General features: G+C 40.3%; 24 protein-coding genes and 2 pseudogenes. 1 reads left to right on the top strand and 25 read right to left on the bottom strand.

Annotated features, from left to right (window positions below):
• Positions 1–222: 222 nt before the first annotated feature.
• The 17 genes and pseudogenes from M9H69_RS02925 to pbp2b all read right to left on the bottom strand — a co-directional run bounded on the left by M9H69_RS02925 (position 223) and on the right by pbp2b (position 15,713).
• Positions 223–927 carry a YwaF family protein gene (locus tag M9H69_RS02925; protein ID WP_250315854.1) on the bottom strand — a complete coding sequence of 235 codons (705 nt, stop codon included), beginning with the start codon at positions 925–927 and terminating at the stop codon, positions 223–225.
• Between the two features lie 196 nt (positions 928–1,123).
• A complete protein-coding gene (locus tag M9H69_RS02920) occupies positions 1,124–1,735 on the bottom strand; it encodes an NUDIX hydrolase N-terminal domain-containing protein (RefSeq protein ID WP_250315853.1) in 612 nt (203 codons plus the stop codon).
• A complete protein-coding gene (locus tag M9H69_RS02915; protein ID WP_250315852.1) occupies positions 1,722–3,095 on the bottom strand; it encodes a UDP-N-acetylmuramoyl-tripeptide--D-alanyl-D-alanine ligase in 1,374 nt (457 codons plus the stop codon). The genes M9H69_RS02920 and M9H69_RS02915 overlap by 14 nt, the downstream gene beginning before the upstream one ends.
• Before the next feature lie 83 nt (positions 3,096–3,178).
• A complete protein-coding gene (locus M9H69_RS02910; protein ID WP_250315851.1) occupies positions 3,179–4,222 on the bottom strand; it encodes a D-alanine--D-alanine ligase in 1,044 nt (347 codons plus the stop codon).
• Positions 4,223–4,459: 237 nt separating this feature from the next.
• On the bottom strand, positions 4,460–4,987 hold the full coding sequence (locus M9H69_RS02905; protein WP_250315850.1) for a thiol-disulfide isomerase: 528 nt from the start codon (positions 4,985–4,987) through the stop codon (positions 4,460–4,462).
• 53 nt (positions 4,988–5,040) lie between these two features.
• Entirely contained in the window at positions 5,041–5,670 is a 630-nt protein-coding gene (locus tag M9H69_RS02900) for a hypothetical protein (protein WP_250315849.1), read from the bottom strand.
• Positions 5,667–6,282: pseudogene (locus M9H69_RS02895) on the bottom strand (hypothetical protein). The gene M9H69_RS02900 and the pseudogene M9H69_RS02895 overlap by 4 nt, the downstream one beginning before the upstream one ends.
• Positions 6,279–6,911 carry a hypothetical protein gene (locus tag M9H69_RS02890; protein ID WP_084920137.1) on the bottom strand — a complete coding sequence of 211 codons (633 nt, stop codon included), beginning with the start codon at positions 6,909–6,911 and terminating at the stop codon, positions 6,279–6,281. Before M9H69_RS02890 ends, M9H69_RS02895 begins: the two are co-directional and overlap by 4 nt.
• Positions 6,908–7,516, bottom strand: a complete 609-nt coding sequence (locus M9H69_RS02885; RefSeq protein ID WP_250315848.1) for a hypothetical protein — start codon at positions 7,514–7,516, stop codon at positions 6,908–6,910. The genes M9H69_RS02890 and M9H69_RS02885 overlap by 4 nt, the downstream gene beginning before the upstream one ends.
• The gene (locus M9H69_RS02880; RefSeq protein WP_084920141.1) at positions 7,513–8,130 is read right to left on the bottom strand and encodes a hypothetical protein; all 618 of its coding nucleotides are present in this window, start codon (positions 8,128–8,130) and stop codon (positions 7,513–7,515) included. Before M9H69_RS02880 ends, M9H69_RS02885 begins: the two co-directional genes overlap by 4 nt.
• A gap of 14 nt (positions 8,131–8,144) precedes the next feature.
• Positions 8,145–9,670: pseudogene (locus M9H69_RS02875) on the bottom strand (virulence protein).
• A 181-nt stretch (positions 9,671–9,851) separates the two neighbouring features.
• Positions 9,852–10,484: a hypothetical protein gene (locus tag M9H69_RS02870; RefSeq protein WP_084920143.1), complete on the bottom strand. Its 633-nt coding sequence runs from the start codon at positions 10,482–10,484 to the stop codon at positions 9,852–9,854.
• A complete protein-coding gene (locus tag M9H69_RS02865; RefSeq protein WP_250315847.1) occupies positions 10,474–12,132 on the bottom strand; it encodes an LXG domain-containing protein in 1,659 nt (552 codons plus the stop codon). The genes M9H69_RS02870 and M9H69_RS02865 overlap by 11 nt, the downstream gene beginning before the upstream one ends.
• Positions 12,123–12,479 carry a hypothetical protein gene (locus M9H69_RS02860; protein WP_250315846.1) on the bottom strand — a complete coding sequence of 119 codons (357 nt, stop codon included), beginning with the start codon at positions 12,477–12,479 and terminating at the stop codon, positions 12,123–12,125. The genes M9H69_RS02865 and M9H69_RS02860 overlap by 10 nt, the downstream gene beginning before the upstream one ends.
• Positions 12,480–12,482: 3 nt before the next feature.
• Positions 12,483–12,758, bottom strand: coding sequence for a TIGR04197 family type VII secretion effector (locus M9H69_RS02855; RefSeq protein WP_250315845.1), 276 nt, complete (start codon positions 12,756–12,758; stop codon positions 12,483–12,485).
• Between the two features lie 305 nt (positions 12,759–13,063).
• Entirely contained in the window at positions 13,064–13,660 is a 597-nt protein-coding gene (gene recR, locus M9H69_RS02850) for a recombination mediator RecR (protein ID WP_000966754.1), read from the bottom strand.
• 10 nt (positions 13,661–13,670) lie between these two features.
• Positions 13,671–15,713 carry a penicillin-binding protein PBP2B gene (gene pbp2b / locus M9H69_RS02845; RefSeq protein ID WP_250315844.1) on the bottom strand — a complete coding sequence of 681 codons (2,043 nt, stop codon included), beginning with the start codon at positions 15,711–15,713 and terminating at the stop codon, positions 13,671–13,673.
• A 255-nt stretch (positions 15,714–15,968) separates the two neighbouring features.
• On the opposite strand from pbp2b, the gene M9H69_RS02840 reads away from it, so the two are divergent.
• Positions 15,969–16,820: a MurR/RpiR family transcriptional regulator gene (locus M9H69_RS02840; protein ID WP_250315843.1), complete on the top strand. Its 852-nt coding sequence runs from the start codon at positions 15,969–15,971 to the stop codon at positions 16,818–16,820.
• Positions 16,821–16,835: 15 nt separating this feature from the next.
• Here the strand turns inward: M9H69_RS02840 and M9H69_RS02835 are convergent, their stop codons facing one another.
• The 8 genes from M9H69_RS02835 to M9H69_RS02800 form a co-directional block, all read right to left on the bottom strand.
• Positions 16,836–17,720, bottom strand: coding sequence for an ROK family protein (locus tag M9H69_RS02835; protein WP_250315842.1), 885 nt, complete (start codon positions 17,718–17,720; stop codon positions 16,836–16,838).
• Between the two features lie 17 nt (positions 17,721–17,737).
• Complete coding sequence (locus M9H69_RS02830) at positions 17,738–18,655, bottom strand: dihydrodipicolinate synthase family protein (RefSeq protein WP_250315841.1); 918 nt, start codon at positions 18,653–18,655, stop codon at positions 17,738–17,740.
• A gap of 169 nt (positions 18,656–18,824) precedes the next feature.
• Positions 18,825–19,469 (bottom strand): YesL family protein, encoded by a 645-nt coding sequence (locus tag M9H69_RS02825; protein ID WP_250315840.1) that lies wholly within the window; start codon positions 19,467–19,469, stop codon positions 18,825–18,827.
• A gap of 20 nt (positions 19,470–19,489) precedes the next feature.
• Positions 19,490–19,942: a YhcH/YjgK/YiaL family protein gene (locus tag M9H69_RS02820; RefSeq protein WP_250315839.1), complete on the bottom strand. Its 453-nt coding sequence runs from the start codon at positions 19,940–19,942 to the stop codon at positions 19,490–19,492.
• A 444-nt stretch (positions 19,943–20,386) separates the two neighbouring features.
• Positions 20,387–21,226 (bottom strand): carbohydrate ABC transporter permease, encoded by an 840-nt coding sequence (locus M9H69_RS02815; protein WP_001183243.1) that lies wholly within the window; start codon positions 21,224–21,226, stop codon positions 20,387–20,389.
• A 15-nt stretch (positions 21,227–21,241) separates the two neighbouring features.
• Complete coding sequence (locus tag M9H69_RS02810; protein ID WP_250316160.1) at positions 21,242–22,108, bottom strand: carbohydrate ABC transporter permease; 867 nt, start codon at positions 22,106–22,108, stop codon at positions 21,242–21,244.
• Between the two features lie 219 nt (positions 22,109–22,327).
• Complete coding sequence (locus M9H69_RS02805; RefSeq protein WP_000672118.1) at positions 22,328–23,656, bottom strand: extracellular solute-binding protein; 1,329 nt, start codon at positions 23,654–23,656, stop codon at positions 22,328–22,330.
• 113 nt (positions 23,657–23,769) lie between these two features.
• Entirely contained in the window at positions 23,770–24,468 is a 699-nt protein-coding gene (locus M9H69_RS02800; RefSeq protein ID WP_001135658.1) for an N-acetylmannosamine-6-phosphate 2-epimerase, read from the bottom strand.
• Positions 24,469–24,603 lie beyond the last annotated feature (135 nt).

Genomic DNA, 24,603 nt, shown 5'->3' with positions numbered 1-24,603 from the left:
CTCTCTATCTTCCAAGTTTCTCACTTCTATTTAATAACTATGTTTGGGCATAGCTATTCAAAGAATATTATAACACAAAAAAACTAATCATGCTTAGTTTTTCGTAAATTTCCTGCATGTTTTTTGAGAAAATAGTAGAAAATTTTTCTTCTGGAAAAAGTTTTTGATGTTCTTGTCAACAATTCGATAATATTTATAACCCATCAAAAAAAGAAGGTCTTTTTAGACCTTCTCTTGAATAAATTCTTCCGATTTTTGCTGTAAAAAAATCTCTAGCAATTTTGCTGTTACGCAAATTGCTATCACGATAACGCTCGAAACAATAAGGTAATTCAAAAGTTGTCCGTGATTTCCAACAAGTGGCGGTCTCGTTAAGAAACCATAATCCCCACTGACAACTAAATTAACAACCCATATCAAAGCGTTCAAGGTGAAGGTAATCACCGCTACATTTTTGAAGTTGAGCAGGGAAGCTTCATAATTCTTAAACAAGTATAGGAGCGCATTCCCCAAAAGTGCCACATGTCCGATAACGAAGGACAGGATGGTCACGTGTGGAAACGGATAAGGATCAAATAGTGGATAAGTCAGAGCCACTGTTGCCCCAAAGGTTCCTAGAAGGGCAAAGTATTGCTTGTACTTAGAGGTTCCCGGGATCAGGAGCAAGACAAACATGGCTACACGGCAATGATAGAAGGGTAAACTTTCTGACAGGGGCAGATGGTTTCCCCAATACCAGCTATACAGAATAATCAGTTGAACAGATTGAAGAATCTGAATAAATCGTTGGTAAGCCACTTTGTCACGAAAACGATAAGAAGTGTAGAAAGTAAAGGCCAGTATACATAACAAACCAATATACCAGTGGAGTTCAAACTGGGGCGGTTCTGATATCTGCGTGGTAAACAATTGATCCCACAAATTCATATTCTCTTCCTCATTCATCTAGCCAGAGGCGGTAAAAAATTCACTTTCTCCAGCTTTTAAATTTTTTGAAAAAACTTGATTCTATGCTATTCATAGAACACTTACGTCTTAAATTCGCAACCTATTATATCATTTGTATTGCAGAAATGCACTTTACAGACACCTTTTTTTGATTTGTCGACTTCTCTAGCACAAACTAATCGACATATTGGTCTCTTTGTCCTCTATAAACTTGCCAAAGAATCTCCATTTGCTCCTTGGTGATGCGTTTTTCAGATAGGGCCGGCAATTGGTCAATGGCAAAAAATTGAAGCTCAGCAATTTCTTGATTCTCTTGAAATTGTCCGTCAAGAAGTTGGCATTCAAAGACAAACTTTGCATATTGTTTGCTCTGTAGTTGGAAACGATTGGTATCAAAAACTGCAAGTAACCTTTCAGCTTTTGCTGTAAAACCGGTTTCTTCTTCAATTTCTTTAAGAATATTTTCGGTTGGAGAATAGCCAACTTCACCAAAACCACCTGGCAAAGCCCAACTTTCCTCTCCTTGTCCCCTAACCAGACAAATTTTTTCATCCTCAACAATCCAAGCACGGACGTCCATTAAAGGAGTCGCATAAGCGGAAGTCGGTTTCAAGACTTCTGCCACTTCTTCTGAATCTATGTCTAATCCCTGATTCAACATTTCAGATAACAGGCTTCGCAAGTCCTCGTAACGCTCGCGGTCGAAAGGATCTTTTGTAAAGGTTAATCCAGTATCTGTAATGGCAATCATTCTTTGAAGATACTTGACAAAATCACTTGCATTCATTTTCTAAACTTTCTACCAACTTAGCTAGATTCATAGAGTTCGAGCCTTTGAGCAAGATTTGGTCATTGGCACCGAGGCTTTCCTTAACTTGCTTGACAAGGTCTTCAAATTGGTCCTCGTTGGCTGTTTTCTTGAAATAAAAAACGTGACCGATTGGGAACATTTGACTAGCCAGTTGGCTTAATTCCGCAATATCTTCTCCATAGAAAATAACGGTATCCAGCACATCTGGCGAGAGGCTCAAAATCATCTGATTATGGAGTTGAACAGACTGGCTACCTAATTCCTTCATATCCGCCAAAACTGCTATTTTCTTGCCTCCTTCGTTGGCTGGGATGGCAGAGAATGTCTCCAAAATCAACTTCATAGCAGTGGGATTGGCATTGTATACGTCAGACAGAATATCTGCTCCATTGGCTGCTTTCTTCCACTCGGTGCGGTTACGCGTCAATTCTAGGTTCTGGAAAGCCTGACGAATCTGTTCCTCTGAAACTCCTTCTTGTAGAGCCACATAAGCAGCAATCATAGCATTGGTGGCATTGTACTTACCTGTCACTGGCAAATCAAGGGCTTGCTCCAAGAAATTGGCCTTAAAGGTCAGACTATCCTTGCGTTCAAGCAAGTCTGTAATTTCCAGCTCTGCTCCTTGTCCAAAACGAACCACCTTTTTATCTGTTGGCAAGTAGTCCTCTACAATAGGGTCAGCTGGCGCCAAAAGCAAAGAACCTGAAGCCATACCGTCTGCAATTTGCATCTTCCCTTTAGCAATCTCTGAACGGTCTTTGAAAAAGGCCAAATGGGCTTCTCCAACCAAGGTCACGATGGCTGTCTTTGGGTGTGCCAATTCAGACAAGAGATGGATATCTCCCAAGTGATCCTGTCCCATCTCCAAGACCAACTTTTCTGTCCCCTCAGGCATGTGAAGAACCGTGTAGGGAAGGCCAATCTCGTTATTGTAATTGCCTTGGGTTTTGTAGGTCTTGTAGGTTGTTGATAGTAAATGTGCCAACATATCTTTGGTCGTTGTCTTGCCATTTGAACCCGTAACAGCAAAGACATCAACTGCCGTTTTTTCAAGATAGTAGGCTGCGAGGGTTTGAAAGGCAGACAACACATCGTCTACTAGAATGTAGGGATGATTTGCAACCTCTTTCTCAGACAGGGTTACTACTGCACCATTTTCAAAAGCTGTTTCGATAAAATCGTGGCCATCACGCGCACCTTTGAGGGGCACAAATAAGTCCCCTGCAGCAATCAAACGACTGTCAAACTCAGCTTTTTCTAACTGAGCATCCGCAAAAAGACTAACATCATTTTTAGCTCCAACAGCTTGGGCAACTTCATGGATCGTTAATTTCATTTCTACTCCTTTAAAAAGGGTTGAAGTCCGAGAACTCTAATCACCTACAGTGAAGGTTCGGGCTTCTACCCCTTCTTTCATTTTTATAGCAAATGCGCTTCGTGCTTGTTAAAGCTCTCCTTAGCAAGGTCAACCAAACGCTCAATTAGTTCTGGGTAGCTGATTCCCATATTGTCCCAAAGTAGTGGGTACATAGACCACTGGGTAAAACCTGGCATAGTATTAAGCTCATTTAGGAAGATCTCGCCCTTATCTGTATAGAAGAAATCGCAACGAGAGAGACCAAGACCACCGATTGCACGGAAGGCAGTTTCAGCATTTCGACGCATGACAGCTACCACATCATCACTGATCCTAGCCGGGATATCCATGGTAATCTTGTTATCGATATATTTGGCATCATAATCATAGAAGGCAACATCCTTGACAACTTCTCCTGGCAAAGTGCTCTTGACATCGTAGTTCCCCAAGAGACCAACCTCGATTTCACGCGCATTCACACCTTGCTCTACCAAGACACGGCTGTCATATTGGAAGGCAAGTTCCAAAGCTTGGCGGAGTTCTTCTTGGTTTTCAGACTTAGAAATACCGACACTTGACCCCATGTTTGATGGTTTTGTGAAGACTGGATAAGTCAATTTTTCTTCAACTTCAGCGATTTTAGCAGTCACATCATCACCTTCGACGACGGCCACATAAGGAACTTGGGCAATTCCGACAGATTCTAGAACTCGCTTGGTCGTAATTTTATCCATGGCAAGACTAGATGACAAGATATTGCAACCTACATAAGGCATTTTTAAAACTTCCAAGAATCCTTGAACAGAGCCATCCTCTCCCATTGGGCCATGAAGAACTGGAAAGACCACTGCACCTTCTTCGTAGATGGCACTTGGTGCAACTTTCTTATTCCAATCAATCGTTTCATTGGTCATGAGACGATCCTCTTGACCTGGAGTCTGGCTAAATTCTTGCGTTTTGATAAAGTCACCTGACTGGCTGATAAAGAAAGTCTTGACTGTGAAACGGTCGTAGTTGACCGCACGCATGACACTTTCAGCTGACAATACAGACACCTCACGTTCTGCACTGCGTCCGCCGTATAAAAGAATAATCGTTTGTTTCATATTGCTTGTCCTAATTCTAATAGAATACTCGTTCTTTAGTATATCATATTTGCTTCTTTTTTGAAACTTGTATCTAAAAAAGCCCTCATTTGAGAGCTGAAATTTTACCTATCCACCACTTGAGCTTCAAAATGGGCTGGTTTGTCATCTACAGCATCTTTTTCTAGTAAAATTCCTCAACACGCCCAGTTGTTCATACGGCATTGTATTGAACAAGAAGCCACTTTCTCTGGTAAACTAGCCATACAAAGTCTGATACATCTTTTGCATGAAAGCCTCAAGCTCTTTTTGAACAATTTTTAATAGTCGCTCTTCTTCGGCTTGGGGGATAGTCACACTCTCTTTTATATTTTTTTCATTTATTTGAAAATAGGCGCTAGAAACTAAATCAAAGTTCTTATCCAATTCATATAGTACACTAGTTATTTTACCATCTATCTCTATTCTAAAATAAGCAGTAACCCCATTCTGTCCCGGATTTGAGATATCCAAATCGATGTCTCCTTTTATCTCTATGGAGTCAATTCCTCCATCCAAACGAATAGCTCCATCAGGAGGAACGACATAGCCTTCTTTTCGGATGTCAGACGCATATTTTCCTGATGCCATTAAATGATGAAGAGCTTCAATTCTTTCATTTTTCTCAAAGGCTTCTTTTAAAGTACTAGATTGTCGGAAATGATTGTAAGCAAAATATGAAGGAATTGCTAACAGAAACAAAAACAATACAATCAACCACTTAAACTGTTTTACTTTATCTGACATTAGTTTCTTCTCCTATTCAACACTCTCTTTCACATAAGTGTTAGTGTAAATTATTACTCATCTTCCTCGTCATCATAAACTGGCTCGCCATGGATTTTGATGTATTCTTCATTTCTACGGTCATCTTCTTCCCAAACTGGGTCCCTCACATCGTCCAAAAAGGGAATTTCTTCCAAACTCAGCTCATTAGCTTCTTCATAACTCATCGAAAGGATATCCTCATGTCGATTTTTAAATTCCTCCACACTTAACCAGCTCTCTTTATCATCTTCGCTAATCTGACCATCAATAGCAGTCGCAATTTCAATGGCCATAATATAGAAAGCACGTTTATCAACAGTGAGAAGGTCAAGATGCTTAGAAGCAATTCTTAAACATTCACCTTTCTCACGAAAATCCGACATGATAGCATCTTCATAGTCTAGCTGTATATATTCTGACTTATGGGATAAAAAATCATATTTTATCCCTTCCTTAATCTGAACACTTTTCCATCTATCATCATGAGTTTTCTTGTCTAATTCTAAGTGAACAGAAAGTTTCTCAATTGGTAGTTCTAGATACCCAGCATACGACAAATCCGGCTCTATTCCATCTTTTTCCTCAAACCACATCCTTTTCGCTAGTTCCATGTAATTAAATGGAATTTCTTTGGTGTAATCACCTTTGATATATAGTCTCACTCGTCTTCCTCATCGTCATCCAACTCCACTTCTCCATGAATTCGGATGTACTCTTCGCGCTTCCTATCCAATTCTTCCCATAGGGGCTCATCAATGGCTTTCATAGCCTTTATCTCTTCTAAACTAATATCAACCGCTTCGTCGTAGGTAAAATGTAATAGATCCGCATGTTTCGTTTTGAATTCTTCAATATTCAGCCATGTTTCTTTGTCATCTTCGCTGATTTGACCGTCAATGGCAGATGCTACCTCAATCGCCAGGATATAGAGAGCTCGCTTATCAACCGTTAGAATATCCTTATGAGTCGTGATGATTCGTAGATAGTCTCCTTTTTCTCGTCCATCACTTTCATAGGAATCTTCAAAATTTAAATTTAAATTTTCACGCTTAAAAGTCGCCCAAGAGTCTTTTCCTATTCTAAAATCAGCCTTTCCCCAACGCTCATCATTTGAAGAAAATTTATCTAGAGTTAAACTCAAATAAAAATTATCATCAAATGCATAAAAAACTAACTTTCACTCCCTTACGTTCCTTGAACCACATTTTCCAAGGATATTCCATACATTTTTGGTATATACTAGTTTCGTAGTTACCTTTAAGATATAATTTCACTCGTCTTCCTCACCGTCATAAACTCGTTCACCATGGATTTGGATGTACTCCTCACGCTTCTTATCCAATTCTTCCCAGATGGGATCGTCAATAGCGTCAATCGTTTGAATTTCTTCCAAACTCATCTCATTTGCCTCCTCAAAGGTTAGAGATAAGATATCTTGGTGCTTTTCCTTGAATTCCTCGATTGTTAACCATGTTTTCTTGTCATCTTCGCTAATTTGTCCGCTAAAGATTGTAGCAATCTCAATTGCCATGATATAGAAAGCTCTTTTATCAAGAGTGAGCAGTTCAAGATGAGTAGAAGCAAGACGCAAACAGTCTCCATTTTCTCGAAAATCTGTTACATAAGCATCTTCATAATCTAAATTTACTTCTTCATCAATTTGTGAAAAAAAGCGATATTTTATCCCTTCTTGTATTGGGGCATGCAACCAACGTTCATCATAATCCTGTTTATCTAGTTTTAGATGAATTGCTATATCATTCCCATCTCTGATTTGAAGAAAACCAGAATAGGAGAGAGGGATACCTTCTCCTTGATAAGTTTCAAACCACATTTTCTTAGCTAGCTCTAAGTAATCAAATGGAATTTCTTTGGTGTAATCACCTTTGATGTAAAGTCTCATAAATCTGAGATATCGCCTCCATGTGCTAGTATATATTCTTTTCGACGAGTGGCTTCTTCCTCCCAAAGAGGGTCGTCTACAACATCCATCATTTGAATTTCAATCAAACTTCGTTCATTTGCTTCTTCAAAAGTCAGAGATAGAATAGCCTCGTGCTTTTTCTTAAATTCCTCGACTGTTAGCCATGTCTTCTTATTATCCTCGCTAATTTGCCCGTCAATGACCTTTGCAATCTCAAGCGCCATAATGTACATGGCGCGTTTATCAACTGTCAAAACTTCTAGATGGGTAGTTAAAATACGAAGATAGTCCCCCTTTTCATTATAATCTGTAGCAAACGCGTCTTCAAACTCTATCTCAATACATTCCTTAATATGTGAAAAGAGACTTCGTACCCCTTCCTTTAGGGGAACACTAGACCATCGCTTATCTGCAGTACTTTTCCTCAAGGATAAATTTACAGAAAAATCCTCTTTTAATGCATCATTATTCCCAGCATTTGAGTAAGAAACTTGCTCATCTTCTGGAAACCACATTTTTCCAGCTAGTTCCAAATAACCATAAGGTACTCTTTTTGTATAATCGCCTTTAATATAAACTCTCACTCGTAGTCCTCATCGTCATAAACACGTTCACCATGGATTTTGATGTATTCTTCCCATCCTCTGTGTAATTCATCCCAAAGTGGTTCATCAACCGCCTCCATAATCTCTAGTTCCTCCAAACTAATATCAACCGCTTCATCGTAGGTCAAATTCAGCAAGTCTATATGTTTCGTTTTAAATTCTTCAATACTCAGCCATGTTTCTTTATCGTCTTCGCTGATTTGACCGTCAATGGCAGATGCTACCTCAATCGCCATAATATACATCGCACGCTTGTCAACCGTTAAAATATCTAGATGAGTAGAAATAATTCGCAAATAATCACCTTTCTCACGCCCATCGCTTTCATAAGAATTTTCTAGATCCAATGTCAAGTTTTCATATTCAAATGTCTTCCAAGGGTTTATATTTGTATTAAAATTTGCACTCTCCCAACGTTCGTCATTATATTTAAATTTATCCAACCGTAAATTCAAATGTAAATCTTCATCCCAAGCATAGGAAAAATCGAGCGGAATTCCTTTTCGCTCTTTGAACCACATCTTTTGAGCTATTTCTTTAAACTCTTCATAAAAATCAGTCTTGGTGTAATCACCTTGTAAATATAACTTCATGCATACCTCCTGTTTTAATTCGCATAATACCTTTGATAAGCTTTCCAAATTCTATCAATAATTTGCTCTCTAACCCCCTTGCTGAGTTTACTTAAACTTTCATTTGAATTTACCCAGTCTACAATAGAATCTTTTCCTATTATTCTATCTATCCTTAGATGCTCGTTTAGAGGATAGCTAGATTTCCCACTTCCAGATTGTACTTGAAATTTACCACTCTGTGGTTCAGAATCAACACGGATTTTTACATTTTTCCCTTTCACACGTGCTTCTATCTGTTTCCCATGAGTAATACTTGTCTTTTTATTAGCTTTCCAGCTGTCGTAGTTGCTAGAATAATTAACCTGAATTTCGCCATTTTGTAAGGCCGTCTTTGTGATAGCTGATAAGCTAGTTACTGCTCCACTAGCTATCAGTACATTTCCATATTGTACCCCTGATACAGATGCTGCGGTACCAGCTACGATACTTGTCCCTGCTGTTGGCGGACCAGCCATTATACTCAAGACTTCGAGGGCACCACTCGCAAAGTAAACTCCCAATCCAGAGAATATTTGAGCTACTCCACTCCAAAATTCGACTGAATTTGCTTCAAAGTTTTGTGCTTTTAGTTCATCAAACTTTTTGTTAACCAAATGAGTATAGTCCGCATCGTATTTCCCGTTTTTTGAAACAACATAGCCTTGTTCAAATGGATAAATGTCAATGATATTCCCTGTTTCGTCAATCTTAAGAGTGTGATTGTAGTCGTCGATTATTTTATCCCATTCGGACTTGTCGTGACCTTTTAAACGCTTTTTAATTCGGCACGATAGTAGGCATCACCATCTTCCGATAGCATCATATCCCTAGAAGCTTTATTGATGGCACGAGTTTCTGAGTCTTGAAAATCTCTTTTGGCATGCGAAACAATCTTCACATCCTTCATCTTCTGCACCCAGCTCATGTCCACACCGCCCGCATAGTAGTTACCATCGCTATCAACAATGATTTTACTTAGTTGCATGGCTCCTTTGATGGCTAAGCCAAGGACTTCTAGACTATCGTTGAAATACTGGGAAACCTGTGAGATAAAAAATTCTAGTTTTTCAATCTTGTCATCCAAATCTTGAATACCTGACTCGATTTGAGACTTGGTATTGTAGAGGATGGTCTTCTCAGAGAAGGCTTTCCCCCAATTGAGACTAAAGAGGTCCGTGATTTGATTTAGCCAGTTCTCCCTCACTTGAATCTGAGCTTCTACGATAGCTAACTGCTCTTCCCTCAATTTTTTTAGTTCCTTGAGCTGATCTAGGTCCAAATCACCATATCCAGAGACCTGAGCATCCACATTCTTGTAGGAAGTCAACTCTAGTTGGATATCGCCTACCGCTTCTTGTAACTTCTTGATGCTGGGGATGATAATGTCTGTAAAGACACCTTTGTCAGCTGTGTAGGCTGCTCCTGACAGCTCACCTGAGTCTAAAGAGGAAATCAGGTGGTCACATCCACTAGATAAGCGGTCCGTGACTTCATTTGCGACTTGGAGGTTGTTCGTCATGGCCTGAATCAATTCTTGGGATTCTTGTGCGCTGGTTTGTCGTCTACTTGGTGATGGTGATTGTGTAGGACTTGTTATTGGTTACATAAAAAAACTTTCTCCCCTTAGTAGTTGACAACAATTCCATTCTTTACCAAATGAATACCTTTTTGATTGTTTGGAAGTTCTCTATCATCATGCTCTATCCATTCTGCAAAATTTCGTTCTCTTTCCTTTTTCTATGCTGACCCGACCACCTGATACACTGCAACAATACTATCATACGAAGAACCAAATAGACCAATCGAAAGATTTTCATCTTTCCAAGAGCTGATAAGAAGTTTTTCCTTGCATTCCCCACTTCTTGAACTAACTGCTCAACCGTCTTACCTGTTTCCTCTTTAATAGCAACTGCATTCTTTGAAATCAAATAATAATTTTGTTCTAAACTGCTGATATAGGCTTTGGAAATTGGCTCGTCTAAGAAAAAATATACTCTATCAGCATACTCATCTTCAGACAGCGTATAGTATACTTCAGCTTCACTCCCCCATTTTTTAGGAAAACTAGTTATTCTAATATTTCCATAATCTAAATGCATAATTCCAACTAAAACGTCATTAGTCCATTCTTCCGCATAATGGTATAATTTCATTTTCTTATCTACCATTGGCCAAACTATAACATACCGACTATGCATGAATTCCTTAGTTAATGCAGAGTTACTTGCCAAACTGGTCGCACCAATCTCATATACTGACCAAATAAGAACCATGAGCATTAAGACAGCTTGAGTTGGTTTGTTTTTATAATAGTTTTTCATTTTATTTAACATTTTGCTCTCCGATAGAAGGATTGGGTTTATCTAAATCTTTTTGGAAATGTTGGATAGCATTCATAAATTTTTCGAAAGTTGATGATTGTTCACTAGAATGAGAAGAGACATATAATTTATAAGTTTCTTCTAATTTCTTCATTCCTTTCGTGTAATCCCCTTCTCCAATATTTTGAACAAATTCATAAGCTCTATAGCCAGATGTTCTCTCAACACTATCATAGTATGAGTTTGTAACATCAACTACACTATCTCCGTTCTTCATTTTGTGGTAAATATTAACAGCATCTAAATCTGAACGATAATCATCATTGCCAAGACTAGGAGAAATTCCCATAGCACCAGCTACATCACCTTGCCAACCCGCTAAATCATCCTCATTTTCTATTCCATGATTATCTGTAAAATGTGCAGAAATGGTGGCAGCCATATGAGAATAATCTATTGTTCCTCCAAATTGAAACAACAATTCCCTTACTCTTGCTTTCTGCTTCTCGTCTAATTTATTATAATTTCCTTGACCATATGCTTTCTCAGAAGCTAAATTCAGTTTACCTTTTATCTCATCATTTGTATCTCCCTCTTCAATCTTTTCCAATCTCGCAAAATTATGCTGATTCTGGATAGCTTTCTGAATCATATCAATTTCATAATCTTTTAATCCATATTTTTTCAGTATGTATTTCAGTTTATCGTTTATGCCAACTATTATACCATTCACCCCGTTTGGACTATATAATCCAGCGACAATTTGCCAAGCACCATAAGATTTATCACCATAAGAGTATGAAGCAACTATCTTAAAGAATTCTACATTTGCTTTTTTAGTCCCATATTTCTTTTCCATACTAGCATATAATTTTAGTAATATTTCTGATTCAGTTTGACTAAACCCATATTGCTGTTGGAGTGTCTGAATAGATTTTTGTTTTTTACTTATTGGTATGGATGTCTCAATTTTTTGATTTTCAATCTTCACATCCTTCATTTTCTGTACCCAGCTCATGTCCAGACCGTCCGCATAGTAGTTGCCATCGCTATCGGCAATGACTTTACTTAGTTGCGTAGCTCCTTGAATCGCTAAGCTAAGGACTTCTAAACTATCACTGAAATACTGGGAAACCTGTGAGATAAAAAATTCTAGTTTTTCAATCTTGTCATCCAAATCTTGAATACCTGACTCGATTTGAGACTTGGTATTGTAGAGGATGGTCTTCTCAGAGAAGGCTTTCCCCCAATTGAGACTAAAGAGGTCCGTGATTTGATTTAGCCAGTTCTCCCTCACTTGAATCTGAGCTTCTACGATAGCTAACTGCTCTTCCCTCAATTTTTTTAGTTCCTTGAGCTGATCTAGGTCCAAATCACCATATCCAGAGACCTGAGCATCCACATTCTTGTAGGAAGTCAACTCTAGTTGGATATCGCCTACCGCTTCTTGTAACTTCTTGATGCTGGGGATGATAATGTCTGTAAAGACACCTTTGCCAGCTGTGTAGGCTGCTCCTGACAGCTCACCTGAGTCTAAAGAGGAAATCAGGTGGTCACATCCACTAGATAAGCGGTCCGTGACTTCATTTGCGACTTGGAGGTTGTTGGTCATGGCCTGAATCAATTCTTGGGATTCTTGTGCGCTGTATTTTACTCCCATGGTAGCCGATTCCTTTCCGCTATCAGTTCTTCTCTGGCTTCATCGAAAGACCGACGAGCCTTCTTCGTTTGTTTTTCCAAGGCATCCAGTTCCTCCTCTACATAAGAGTTGACCTGTCGCTGAATGGTTCTATTATCACTTTCGATTTGCTCTATCACTTGACGAGAACTGGGTGAGAGAGACAATAGATTTACCATGCGATGGTGAATGCTCTGAATATCCGAGTAAAAGTTTGTCAACTGCTGTTCATATTGCTTTTTAGTTGCTCGGAGTCTGTCTTCCTTATCGTCAATCTTGACAATCTCTCGCCAAAGTTTGTAGCGCTTTTCTTCATTTCTATCTGCCATTCCTTAGTAACTCCATCTCTTGGCTTGCTCTATATCACGTTTTTCAATCCTATGAGCAATTTCTGGAAACTTATTTGCTTGGGTCAAAATAGCTGAACTAAAATCACTAACTGCCTGAAGCATTTGATTGCAGGCCAGACGTCCCGCTTCCATCCCAGCAATTTCAGAAGTATATGAAAATTCTACCTGCTGATTTTGCTTGTCGCTCGTGTCATACCCAACCAACTCATTAATAGCCGCCTCTGCTGCTATCGTACTAGATTTTATCTTTCCACCCATACCTCAAACTCCCCTTATTAATTATATATTGACCATATCATAACACAAAAATAGTACGATTTCAAAACAAATCATAAGGAACTAATACGCCTATCACCTTAGAATAAACTCCATCATTCGGTGAATGAGTTTGACAGAGACCGCACTAGTGATTTTGGAGATCCCCTTTCTGATTCCTTATAGTTTGAGTAGTTTTATTAGCAAGGTTTGTCCTCCCTTTGTGAGAAACAGAAAAAAACAAAGCCCTAAGAAAAATTCCTAGGGCTTGTCTTATACGTCAAAATGAGCTACGTTTTTACTGACTCCTACAACTCTGTCCGATTTTCAATGGCTCGTAAGAGTGTGACCTCATCCGCATACTCGATATCTGCTCCCACGGCTAGTCCTCGTGCTAGACGAGTGACTTTGATACCAGCTGGTTTGAGCAAACGAGAGAGATACATAGATGTCGCTTCTCCATCTGCTGTCGCATTGGTTGCCACGATCACCTCTGAAACCTCACTATCCATGAGACGGGTCATGAGACTCTTGAGGTTGATATCGTCTGGGCTGATACCATTCATAGGAGAAATGAGTCCATGCAAGACATGATAGAGTCCATGGTATTCTTGGATATTTTCCATAGCAGCCACATCGCGACTATCCTCTAGCACCAAGATCGTTGTCTGGTCTCGAGTCGGATCTGTGCAGATAGAGCAGGGATCATCATCGGTCAAGCGACCACAGATGGAACAATAGGTCAATTCCCGCTTGGCAGATAGGAGATTTTTTGCAAATTCATTGACATCGTCATCAGACATTCCAATGGTATAGAAGGCGAGACGAGTAGCCGTTTTGATCCCGATACCTGGAAGCTTCGAATAACTATCAATTAACTTGGCAATAGGTGTTGGATACAGCATAAGTTCCTTTCTAATTCATTGGATGTTGTTGGTTATAAAGATTGATGATATCACGCGCAATTGAAGGTCCGACACCATTTGTTAGGTTGGTGTTATGAGGAAAGACGACTGCGACCGCGATTTGAGGATTATCGGACGGAGCATAAGCAACTGCGTTGGTATTATTGGCCTTTTGACCGCCATTAACATAACTTTCGGCCGTCCCCGTTTTCCCGCTTATGGAAACGGCTGCGCCATTTGAAAAGGCACGACCAGTTGTCAGAGCGCTCGTTCCATGCGAAACTTGATAGAAACCTTGGTGCAAGAGGGCCATATCCGCTTCTGAGATATTGATCTTGTTCAGTTCCTTGGTGGCTGTTTCTTGAACTAGATTACCTAAGCCACCTTGTTCATTGTTTCCATAAACTCCCTCAACGATGTGAGGAGCCAATCGTACGCCATTGTTTGCAATGGTTGCGACATACTGGGCTAACTGCATAGGTGTGTAGTTATCAAACTGGCCAAAGGCGTTATTAATATAGTTGGCCAAATCAAATTCTTTTGGTGTAAATCCTGTAGATTCATCTGGGAGGTCAATCTCTGTTGAAGCTCCAAGTCCATATTCCCCAAAGGTTGATCGCAACTTGCCCATTGCAGTTTCTAACTGATCAGTTGCGACTATCATATTTGGCTGGTAGGACTGCCCCATGATCCCTAGCGCAGTCTGAACCATGTAGGTATTAGAAGAGTACTCTAGAGCCTCAACTGCTGTGATAGGGAAGGAGCCATAGGACAAGGTATACCATGAATTGATCGGAGCCGAACCTTGGAAAACAATCGGCTGATCTGTCAAAGTTTGATTTCCTGACAAGACCCCATTTTCCCAACCAGAGCTAAGGGTTGCCGCCTTAACGACAGACCCTGGTACAAAGACATTGGTTATCGTTCCAAGCGAATCTGAACTTAATTCACCGGATTCGACATCATGCTTGACACCTGACATAGCTAGAACTGCACCGGTTTTAGGATTGAGGGCTACAGCGTAGACTCCTTCAGAGTATTTGGCTCCACCGTTACCCAACTCCGAGTTGAAGTAGCTCTTGAGTAGATCATCCACACCATTCTGGAAAGCTAGGTCAACCGTTAACTTGATATTGTTTCCTTTGCTTCCTTCTTCGACATTTTCTACACTTTCCATATTTCCGTGTTTGTCGAGGTGGATTTCTTTGACGGAGCGTTTGCCTTGGAGAACATCTTCATATTGCTTTTCAAGATAGGAAGTTCCCACTCGGTCATTGAGAGAATACCCTTTTTTAAGATAGGCATCGACTTCCTCTGCTGGAAGACCTGATTTTTCACTTGATACACTACCTACAATTGAAGACAAAGAAGTGTCTAGGACTTTTCTATCCCATGAGGTTGAAATACTGATACCTGGTAATTCCTTGGACGCTGATGCAACGAGAGCAACTTGGGTATCATCTAAGGCATCCGTAGAAATGGTACCTGTCGCAAAATTTTCAACGGCATTGAGCTGACTAAAGAGATAGATCTCCTTTTTCTGGTCATCTGTATAATTGAGTTGACTCACGTCAATACTTTCAACCGCATTATTGTAGAGAGTCGCTTCAGATAAGCGGTTCCCATCTGAATCTAGGCGTTTATCATTTGGCAAGGATTCGACTGTTTTTTTGTAAACGTCCTGGTCCGCCAAGTAGTAGTCTGCAATCTGACGGTCTGTCAAATTAGGGGAGGTTACATTCACATATGTGAGAAGTTTCTTGGCTGTCTCCTTCAATTCTGCTGCTGTCATTTTATTGTTTCGTGTGAAAGACACAACTTGCTTGACAGTGTTTTCTACCAAGGGTTTCCCTGCTGCATCATAGATTTGCCCACGAGCTGAACTGGTTGTTACCCTTGTCTGGCTGGCTGAAGCCAATTTTGTTTCATAAAAATCCTTATTGAGCACCTGCATATATAACAATCGACCAATAATGGCCATAAACAACAGGATAACAATAGCAAACAGTAAATTAAGCCGAATAGGAATCGAATGGCTATTGAATTTTCTCATACAACTAAGACTCTTTTCTAGAAAAATTTCCAATTTTCACCTTTATTACATATAAGATAATAGAGCAAACAGGTGAAGCTCAGTACTTTTCATTGTACCATATTTTACGGAGAAACTCTTGGAAAAGTCGAAGCATTTTTTGACTTTTAACTGAAAATGCCTTTTTATTTGGTTATCCTGACTTCTATGATATAATGATAGTAATAGTTAGGAAAGCGTTAACCTTTAAGACTTTGACTCATAAAAAGGAGCCTCATGAACAAACCAGACATCGCAACCATAATCGACCTCCATTTTGAAGAATTAACCGAGCTTGAGCAAGAAATCGCTCGCTATTTTTTACAACCTGAAACGATCCAAGATGATCTTTCTTCTCAGCAAGTTACCCAGAAATTACATATCTCCCAAGCAGCGCTGACCCGCTTTGCTAAAAAGTGTGGTTTTACAGGTTACAGAGAATTTGTCTTTCAATACCAGCATCAGGCGAGTAAACAGGACACTCATTCGCACAAACATAGTCCTTTGACCAAACGTGTTTTGCGAAGCTACAGTATCATGCGAGAACAAACACAGGATTTGATTGACGAAGAACAACTGGAACGAGTCGCCCAGTTAATCGAAGATGCTGAGCGTGTCTACTTCTTTGGAACAGGCAGTTCCGGTCTTGTCGCTCGTGAAATGAAATTGCGTTTCATGCGTCTGGGTGTGGTCTGTGAAGCCTTAACCGATCAGGACGGCTTTGCATGGACGACCAGCATCATGGATGAAAATTGTCTCGTACTCGGTTTCTCACTTTCTGGTACAACTCCTTCTATTTTAGACAGTCTATTAGACGCAAAAGAGATGGGGGCGAAGACTGTACTCTTTACAAGTGTTCCCAATAAAGATAGTCAAGCCTATACCGAAACAGTCCTTGTGGCAAGCCATAGTCAATCTTCTTACATCCAGCGTATTTCCGCTCAACTCCCTATGCTCTTCCTTATAGATTTGGTTTACGCCTACTTTTTGGAAATCAATCGTGAAAGCAAGGAGAAAATCTTTAATAGCTATTGGGAAAATAAAAAACTCAATGGCTATCGTAGACAAAAACGCGTTAGAAAATCCTAGTTTGGTTGAACCAAACTAGGATTGTTTTGTTTTGAAATGATAATAGGCTCCCAACATACCTGCTGTATTTTGGTGATGGGCAAATTCTAATCGTGTTTTTTCAGCTAGACTCGGTACCAAGGCTGCCTTCAAGGCTGTGCGGATCTTGGGTTTGAGAATAGCCTCTTGCCCCATAATACCACCACCGAGAATGACCACTTCTGGATTGGCGACGTAGCAAATATTTGCCAGACCTTTTCCAAGGTAATCTACCATCCGGTCAATACCAGCCATGCAGATCTTGTTTCCTTCAGTGGCTTCCTTAAAGATACGACGACCATTCCACTGATCAACTGAATCACCATGAGCTGAAGCCACATACTCTACCAAGGCTGTCGTAGAAGCCAAATCTTGGAAAGCACCATCCTGCATATGCATATAACCGACTTCACAGGCTGAATTGCTAAATCCATGGAAAACTTTCCCATCCATAATCAAGCAACCACCGATACCTGTTCCAATGGTCAAGCAAAGTGTCACACTCGCTCCCTTTCCTGAACCAGATACTGCCTCAGCAAGACCTGCGCAGTTGACATCATTTTCAATTTCACAAGGAATATTAAAGCTAGTCTCGATTTCCTTCTTGAACTGGGTTCCTGCATAGTTAGGAATTTGAGGCCCAGCATAGAAAATCTCACCTTTGTCTGGATCGACCATTCCCGCTGAAGAAATGGCAACACCTGCTACTGGACCTTTTTCTAAATAGCTGGCTACGATATCTTTTGTCTTTTGTAAGATATGGGGTCCACCCTTTTGCGCCTCAGTTGGCATTTCATGCGATTCAACAAGTTGGCCTTCTTGGTCAATCAAACCATATTTGATGTTGGTTCCACCAATATCAATTGCAACGTAGTGTGTCATAAATACCTCCTTATGGATTAGAGGAAGCGCTCCTTGGTTTCACGAATCAAGGCTGCAGCTGCTTCTACAACTGGGCGATCTTCTTCAGTTACTGGTGTCAATGGTGAACGAACTGAACCAATGTTCAAACCTTCATTGATCTTCAAAACTTCTTTGATGACACCGTACATATTTCCATGTGCAGCAGTCAATTTACCAATGATTGCATTGATAGCGTATTGCAATTCACGAGCTGTTTCCAAGTCTTTGTCAGCAATCAACTCATTAAGTTTCAAGAAGAGTTCTGGCATCGCACCATAAGTACCACCGATACCAGCTTTGGCACCCATGAGTCGTCCACCTAGGAACTGTTCATCTGGACCATTGAATACGATGTGGTCTTCTCCACCAAGGCTGACAAAGGTTTGGATATCTTGAACTGGCATAGAAGAGTTCTTAACACCGATAACACGAGGATTCTTCAACATTTCAGTATAAAGACTTGGAGTCAAAGCAACACCTGCCAATTGAGGAATATTGTAGATAACATAGTCTGTGTTTGGTGCTGCAGCACTAATGTCATTCCAGTATTTGGCAACTGAGTATTCTGGCAAGCGGAAGTAAATCGGTGGAATCGTTGCAATGGCATCTACACCCAAGCTTTCCGCGTGGCGAGCAAGTTCCATACTGTCTTTGGTATTGTTGCAAGCTACGTGAGCGATGATGGTCAATTTGCCCTTAGCAACTGCCATGACTTCTTCCAAAATCAACTTGCGGTCCTCTACGCTTTGGTAGATACATTCACCAGAAGAACCGTTGACATAGAGACCTTGAACTCCCTTATCAATGAAGTATTGAACCAAGGTACGCGTACGCTCTGGACTGACTTCTCCTTGATCATCATAACATGCGTAGAAGGCTGGAATGACACCTTCGTATTTTTTCAAATCTGACATAGATTTTCTCCTAAGATTTCTTTTTTCTGCTAAGAGCAGTTCTATTTTTACAAGTTTAGTATACACCTTGTGAAAATCGCTTTCAATATCTTGTATACACTTAGATTTTAGTTTCTACTTGTATTTTAGAAACTGTAACGATTGAAAGTAGTTTCAGAAACAAGCCATCCTACTGGTATTTGGCGAAGATTTTCTCCATCAAACCTGCTTGGAGAAAGACTAGCAAACCAAAACCAAAGAGGATAAAGGCTGACCCACCCAAAAGGAGAGTGAAGGCGGATAGATAAAGAACCATCACAATGAGAAAGAGAGTGGCTAACATGAGGAAGAACCATGGAAAGTTAAAACTTGCTAGGATAAGCCCTTTTTGCAACACTTCTTTCCAAGACAAATCATAGCGCGCAGCAATGGGATAACTAGCCAGCATCACCAGAGTGAGGAAGATGAGAATCCCCAAACAAATAGCTTTCACAATCTGGAAAGGCAAAGCTGTCTGACCCCAGAAGAGATAGAGATCTAGAAGGCTTAATGACACAATGCCTAACTCCAGCAAACCTAATTGGAAACCCAGTTTCAGATTTTGCTTGAAGGCTCTTAGATAAGTTCTAAAGACTGGTACCCGTCTGCTTCTCTTAATCTCAAACATGGTCTCGTAAAGACTGATTTTCGCCACTCCAATCGTCACGATGGGCAAACAAGAGACGACAAAAAGAAGATTGACTGTGACGATATCCAAGACCTTCTCACTGAAACGCATGAGAAAATTATCTGTATCAAATGCTGCCTTGATTAGGCTTACTCCTTTTTGTGCCATGTTTGCTCCTCCTGATTCTTTTAATCAATCAAAATTTTAAAGAGATATTTGCGAACCTTCTCTTCCATACCTGCATAACCATTTGGCTGGTGAGGTTCTCCTGGGAAGAAAATCGCAAAATTGTGATAACCCAACAAGAGTGGGTAGCCTTCATGACAATGGACAAAACCAATGTCGCTTGCTTCATCAAATGCTACCGCCTCGTCTTTGATACGTGAACCGTATCTCGAATATTCATGCCCTTCTACCAGCAAATGCAAATCTGCATAGTTCTTATGATGCTCAAATTGGTTATTTTCAGCCTGATTGAGGACATTTTCCTGAACAACTAGAAAGACCTTGTCCCCGTCAATCTCATACTTACCGAGTTCGAAAGAATCCTTACGGTGCTGATAGAGATAGTCGATAGCCTTGTCTAGATTGGGATGGATTCCCTTGTAAAAGGCGATGTTTTTCAAATCGTCAAAAATCATACTGTTTCCTTCGTTTCTGATAATTACTATTTTTCAGTTCCGAATTATCCTTTCTCTATTTCCCTATAATAGTGCGGACGGAAGCAAATTCCTTCAGAATTTCATTCCTAATTTTTGAGCCCTTTGCTCTTTCATCGTCAGTCTCAAAAATTCCGTCTAAGATAAGCGTAAATTGCTTATCTTAGATACCACTAAAGCGGGAAATAGATACAATAAAACAAACCTACTCTAACTAGTATCATGAAAAGAGTTCATTCTTAAGTTTATAAGTGTCTGACAAAATCTCTAAGGTAAGCAAATACCCAACATTTTGTAGACACTTATAACTCTGTATTCTCTTATACTCAATGAAAATCGAAGAACAAACTAGGAAGCTAACCGCAGGCAGTACTTAAGTATGGCAAGGTGATGCTGAAGTAGTTTGAATTCGATTTTCGCAGAGTATTATCCTTTAACCGCTCCCATAGTAATCCCTTGTGTGAAGGATTTTTGGAAGACAAGGAAGACGGTTACGATTGGTACGGCTGCAAGAGCTGCACCAGCCATGATCAAACCATAGTTAGTTGCCATTTCGGCCTGCATGGTCGCAACCCCGAGTGAGATGGTCAAGTTTTGACGTGAAGTCAACATAACCAACTGCATGAAGTAGTCGTTCCAAGTATTGATGAAGGTAAAGATTGCAAGGGCTGCAAATCCTGGCTTCACAATAGGGAAGGCTACGCTCCAGAAAGTACGAATTTCACCACAACCGTCGATTTTAGCTGATTCAAGCAATTCTGTAGGGATGTTTTCACTGAACTGTTTCATGAGGAAGACCCCAAATGGCCATCCAATCAAAGGCAGGATAACTGCCCAGAGAGTATCGTGAATTCCCATGAAGTTGACGATACGTACCAATGGTACAAGGACAACTTGTTTTGGAAGAGCCATGGCAGCGATAAAGACTGCAAAGAGAATGCGCTGACCATAGAAACGTTTTTTAGCCAAGACATAACCTGCTAGAGAAGAGGTGGCACACACTAGGAACATGGTTACCAGTGAGATAAATACAGAGTTCCACATCCACTGCATAGCAGGGTTTTGCACCATGAGTTGTTGGAAGTTCTCCATGGTTGGCATTTTAGGGAACCACTGTGGTGGAATCATAATGGTATCAGGTTGTGATTTGAAGGCCCCTGTCAAGATCCAGTAGAATGGAAAGATGAACAGTACGGTCAACAAGAGCAAGATAATCGTTGAGATAACAGTAAAAGCTGTTAAGGGTTTCTTTTGTGTAGGTTGCATAACTGTCTCCTTTCTTTAGTATTCTACGTCGTTTCCGAGGATCTTGAATTGAGCAAAGCTGACAATGGCAATCATCACTGCCAAGAAGACACCGATGGTATTTGCATAGCCGTACTCTGTCAATTGGAAGGCTTTTTCGTAAAGGTAGTACATCAAGGTACTTGTTGAGTAGTTTGGACCACCAGAAGTCAACAATTGAATCAAGGCGAAACATTGGAATGAGTTGATGGTTGTGATGATCGCGATGTAAAGAGTTGTTGGAAGAAGGCTAGGCCATTTGATCTTCCAGAAGACTTGAAATTCAGTCGCACCGTCAACACGCGCTGCTTCAACTAGTGAATTGTCAATATTTCCCATGGCAGCGATATAAAGGATAATCGGTTGACCAACAGATGTTGTCAAAAGGATAATCATAATCGCTAGCAAAGCCCAGTTTTTGTCACCCAACCAAGAAATGTTTTGGCTGATGACATGGCTTGACTTAAGGACAAAGTTCAAAATCCCTGATAGAGGGTCATAGATCCATTTCCATACAACCGTTACGGCAACACTACCTGTTACAACTGGTAGGAAGAAGACGAAACGATAGAAAGATCGAGCAATGGCATTTTGATGATAGGTTTGAGATGCTACAAAGAGCGAGAAGAGAACCACAATCGGAACAGATCCAATAACCAGGATAACGGTATTGATCAAAGACTTCACAAAGACAGGGTCTTTAAACATGCGAATGTAGTTTTCCAAGCCCACAAACTCAAATTTAGTCATGGAGTAGTTGAAGAAACTTGTAATGAATCCCATAATCATAGGAGCCAAGACAAAGATCACAAAGAAGAATAATACTGGTGCTAGGAAAGCGTAGGAAATCACTGTTTCCCGCATACGAATTTTATTGACTTTCACAGTCGGCACCTCTCTTTCAAATAGAATAGTTTTTGATTTTCTTGAACTGTTTTAAAACCAAAATGAAATTTTTTAAGATTCGCTTATGTAAGAACTTCATTTTAATTTCGTGACAGTTCCTACCATTTCAAACAAAAGTCCCCCTTTTCTTACACCATAGTGCACAGGGAAAAGGGGGGAATCAATCTGACTTAGTGCTTATTGTTTTGTAGCTTTTTTGATTGTTTCGTTAGCTTTTTCAGTGAAGGCTTTCAAAGCATCCGCTGGTTTTTCGTCACCATTTGATACAGATTGCAACATTGGGAACCAAAGTGTTCTCATTTCAGCAAATCCGTTGATAGTGTTGTAGTATGGTGAATAGTATTTAGTCCAGCCACTGATTGTTTCCATACGTTTGTCTTCATAAAGTTTGCCAAATGAGGTACGAACTGGGAAGGCACCTGTACGAACTACGTCTTTAGGACCCCATTCCTTGTCATCTGCAATGAATTGAACGAATTTCTTAGCAGCTGCGATTTTCTTATCGTCTTTGTTGTTAAATACTGCAAATCCGTTTACAAGGTATTCAAGAGATGGTTTACCAGAGTCTGATGGAAATGGTACTTCTACTACGTCTACCTTACTTGCTTCCAAGAGTTTCGCTTGGATACCGTTTTGAGCTGGTGCCCAAAGGATTGTGTATGAAGTTTGACCGTTCGCAAAGTTTTGGATGTCTGCTCCACCGTCAAATTGTGAACCATTGTTCAACAAACCGTCTTTAATCCAGCTAGCCGCTTTTTCAAGACCTTTGACGAATTTAGGATCGTCTGTTGTATATTTGGTTACGTCTTTGTCTGTTACAGAACCGCCATAAAGGTTTGCGATGAAGGCACGTGTTCCTTGGTCTCCCCCTTGACCAGAACTGAACAATGAACCTGGTGTATAGCCTTTATCTTTAAGCGCTTTCAAAACTTTTTCAAAGTCATCAGTTGTCCAACCTTCTTTTACAAGGTTTGCAACTCCAGCATCTTCCAACATTTTCTTGTTCATTGCCATATAGAATGGAGCTGAACTGATTGGATACATGTAAGCTTTGTCACCAGCCTTACTTGCTTGTACGATGTTTTCATTATTGACATCTTTGACGAATTCGTCTGTGAAGAGGTCGTTCAACTCAGCCAATTTACCATTTTTACCGTATTGGATGATACGTCCTGGCGCGTCAAAGAGTACGTCTGGCGCTGTTCCTGCTTCGATGGCTGTTGTGATCTTTTCAGGACCTGACTTGAAGTCAATGGTTTCCAATTTCACTTTTACATCTGGATTTGCTTTTTCAAAAGCTTCGATGATTGATTTTTCATAAGTTCCAACACCGTCACCAGTTTTTTCTTGTGTGAAGACTGGGAATGCCCACCAAGTGATTTCTGTTTTTCCGCTATCACTACTAGAGCTTCCAGCATCTTTACTTCCACCAGAGTTACCACAAGCCGCAAGGCCAAGAATCGCAGCACCCGCAAGTACTGTACAAGCTAGTTTTCTAAATTTCATTTGTATTCTCCTAATTGATAAGCGTATCCATATTGGATAATGAGTTCTTTGAATTTGTATACGTTTTTATTTTATCCGACTCATCGACCACTCTCCTCTGTTTTGAGATTGTGTTATTTAAGACCGGCAACAAAGCGTTCCGTAATCTCTTTTGGTCTAGTAATTGCTCCACCGACAACGATGCCTCGCACCCCATATTCAAGGATTTGTTTGGCTTGTTCAGGTGTATGAATTTTCCCTTCAGCGATGACATCCACTCCTGCTTCACAAAGCTTTTTGATCAGTTCAAAGTCTGGACCATCTACTTTAGGACTATAAGAAGTGTAACCTGATAGGGTTGTTCCTACAAAATCAATCCCTGCTTCAACTGCTGCGATTCCCTCTTCAAACGTACTGGTATCAGCCATTAAGAGTTGATGCGGATATTTTTCTTTGACTTGTCGGATAAAGTCTTGGATTTCCAAACCATCGTAACGTTCACGTTTGGTACAATCCAGAGCAATGACCTCAATATCTAGTTCAGCCAGTTCATCAACTTCTCTCATCGTAGCTGTAATGAAAGGCTCCTGTGGCGGATAGTCACGTTTGATGATTCCGATAATTGGGAGTTTCGTAACCTCCTTGATCTCCTTGATATCGCGAACACTATTCGCTCGGATACCGACTGCTCCACCTTGCTCAGCCGCTTTGACTAGCAAGGGAATGACTCCTCCCGCTTCTGTATAAAGCGGTTCGTGAGGAAGTGCCTGGCAAGAGACAATGATTCCATCTTTGATTTGTTCAATCAAGGCTTCTTTGCTGATCTGTGGCATCCTCTTTCCTCCCTTTCTTGTTCTTATGGGCTTATTATATATTATTTGTTAAGCGCTTTCAATAGCTTATGGTAGAATAGATTTCAGTTTCAAAAGTATTTTATAGAACAGACTATCCTGAAAGTAGTTTCAGGC

The sequence above is a fragment of the Streptococcus oralis genome, from assembly GCF_023611505.1.
Taxonomy (GTDB): domain Bacteria; phylum Bacillota; class Bacilli; order Lactobacillales; family Streptococcaceae; genus Streptococcus; species Streptococcus oralis_CT.
Note: the sequence above shows the minus strand (reverse complement) of the source record. Positions and strands in the feature narration are given on the sequence as shown.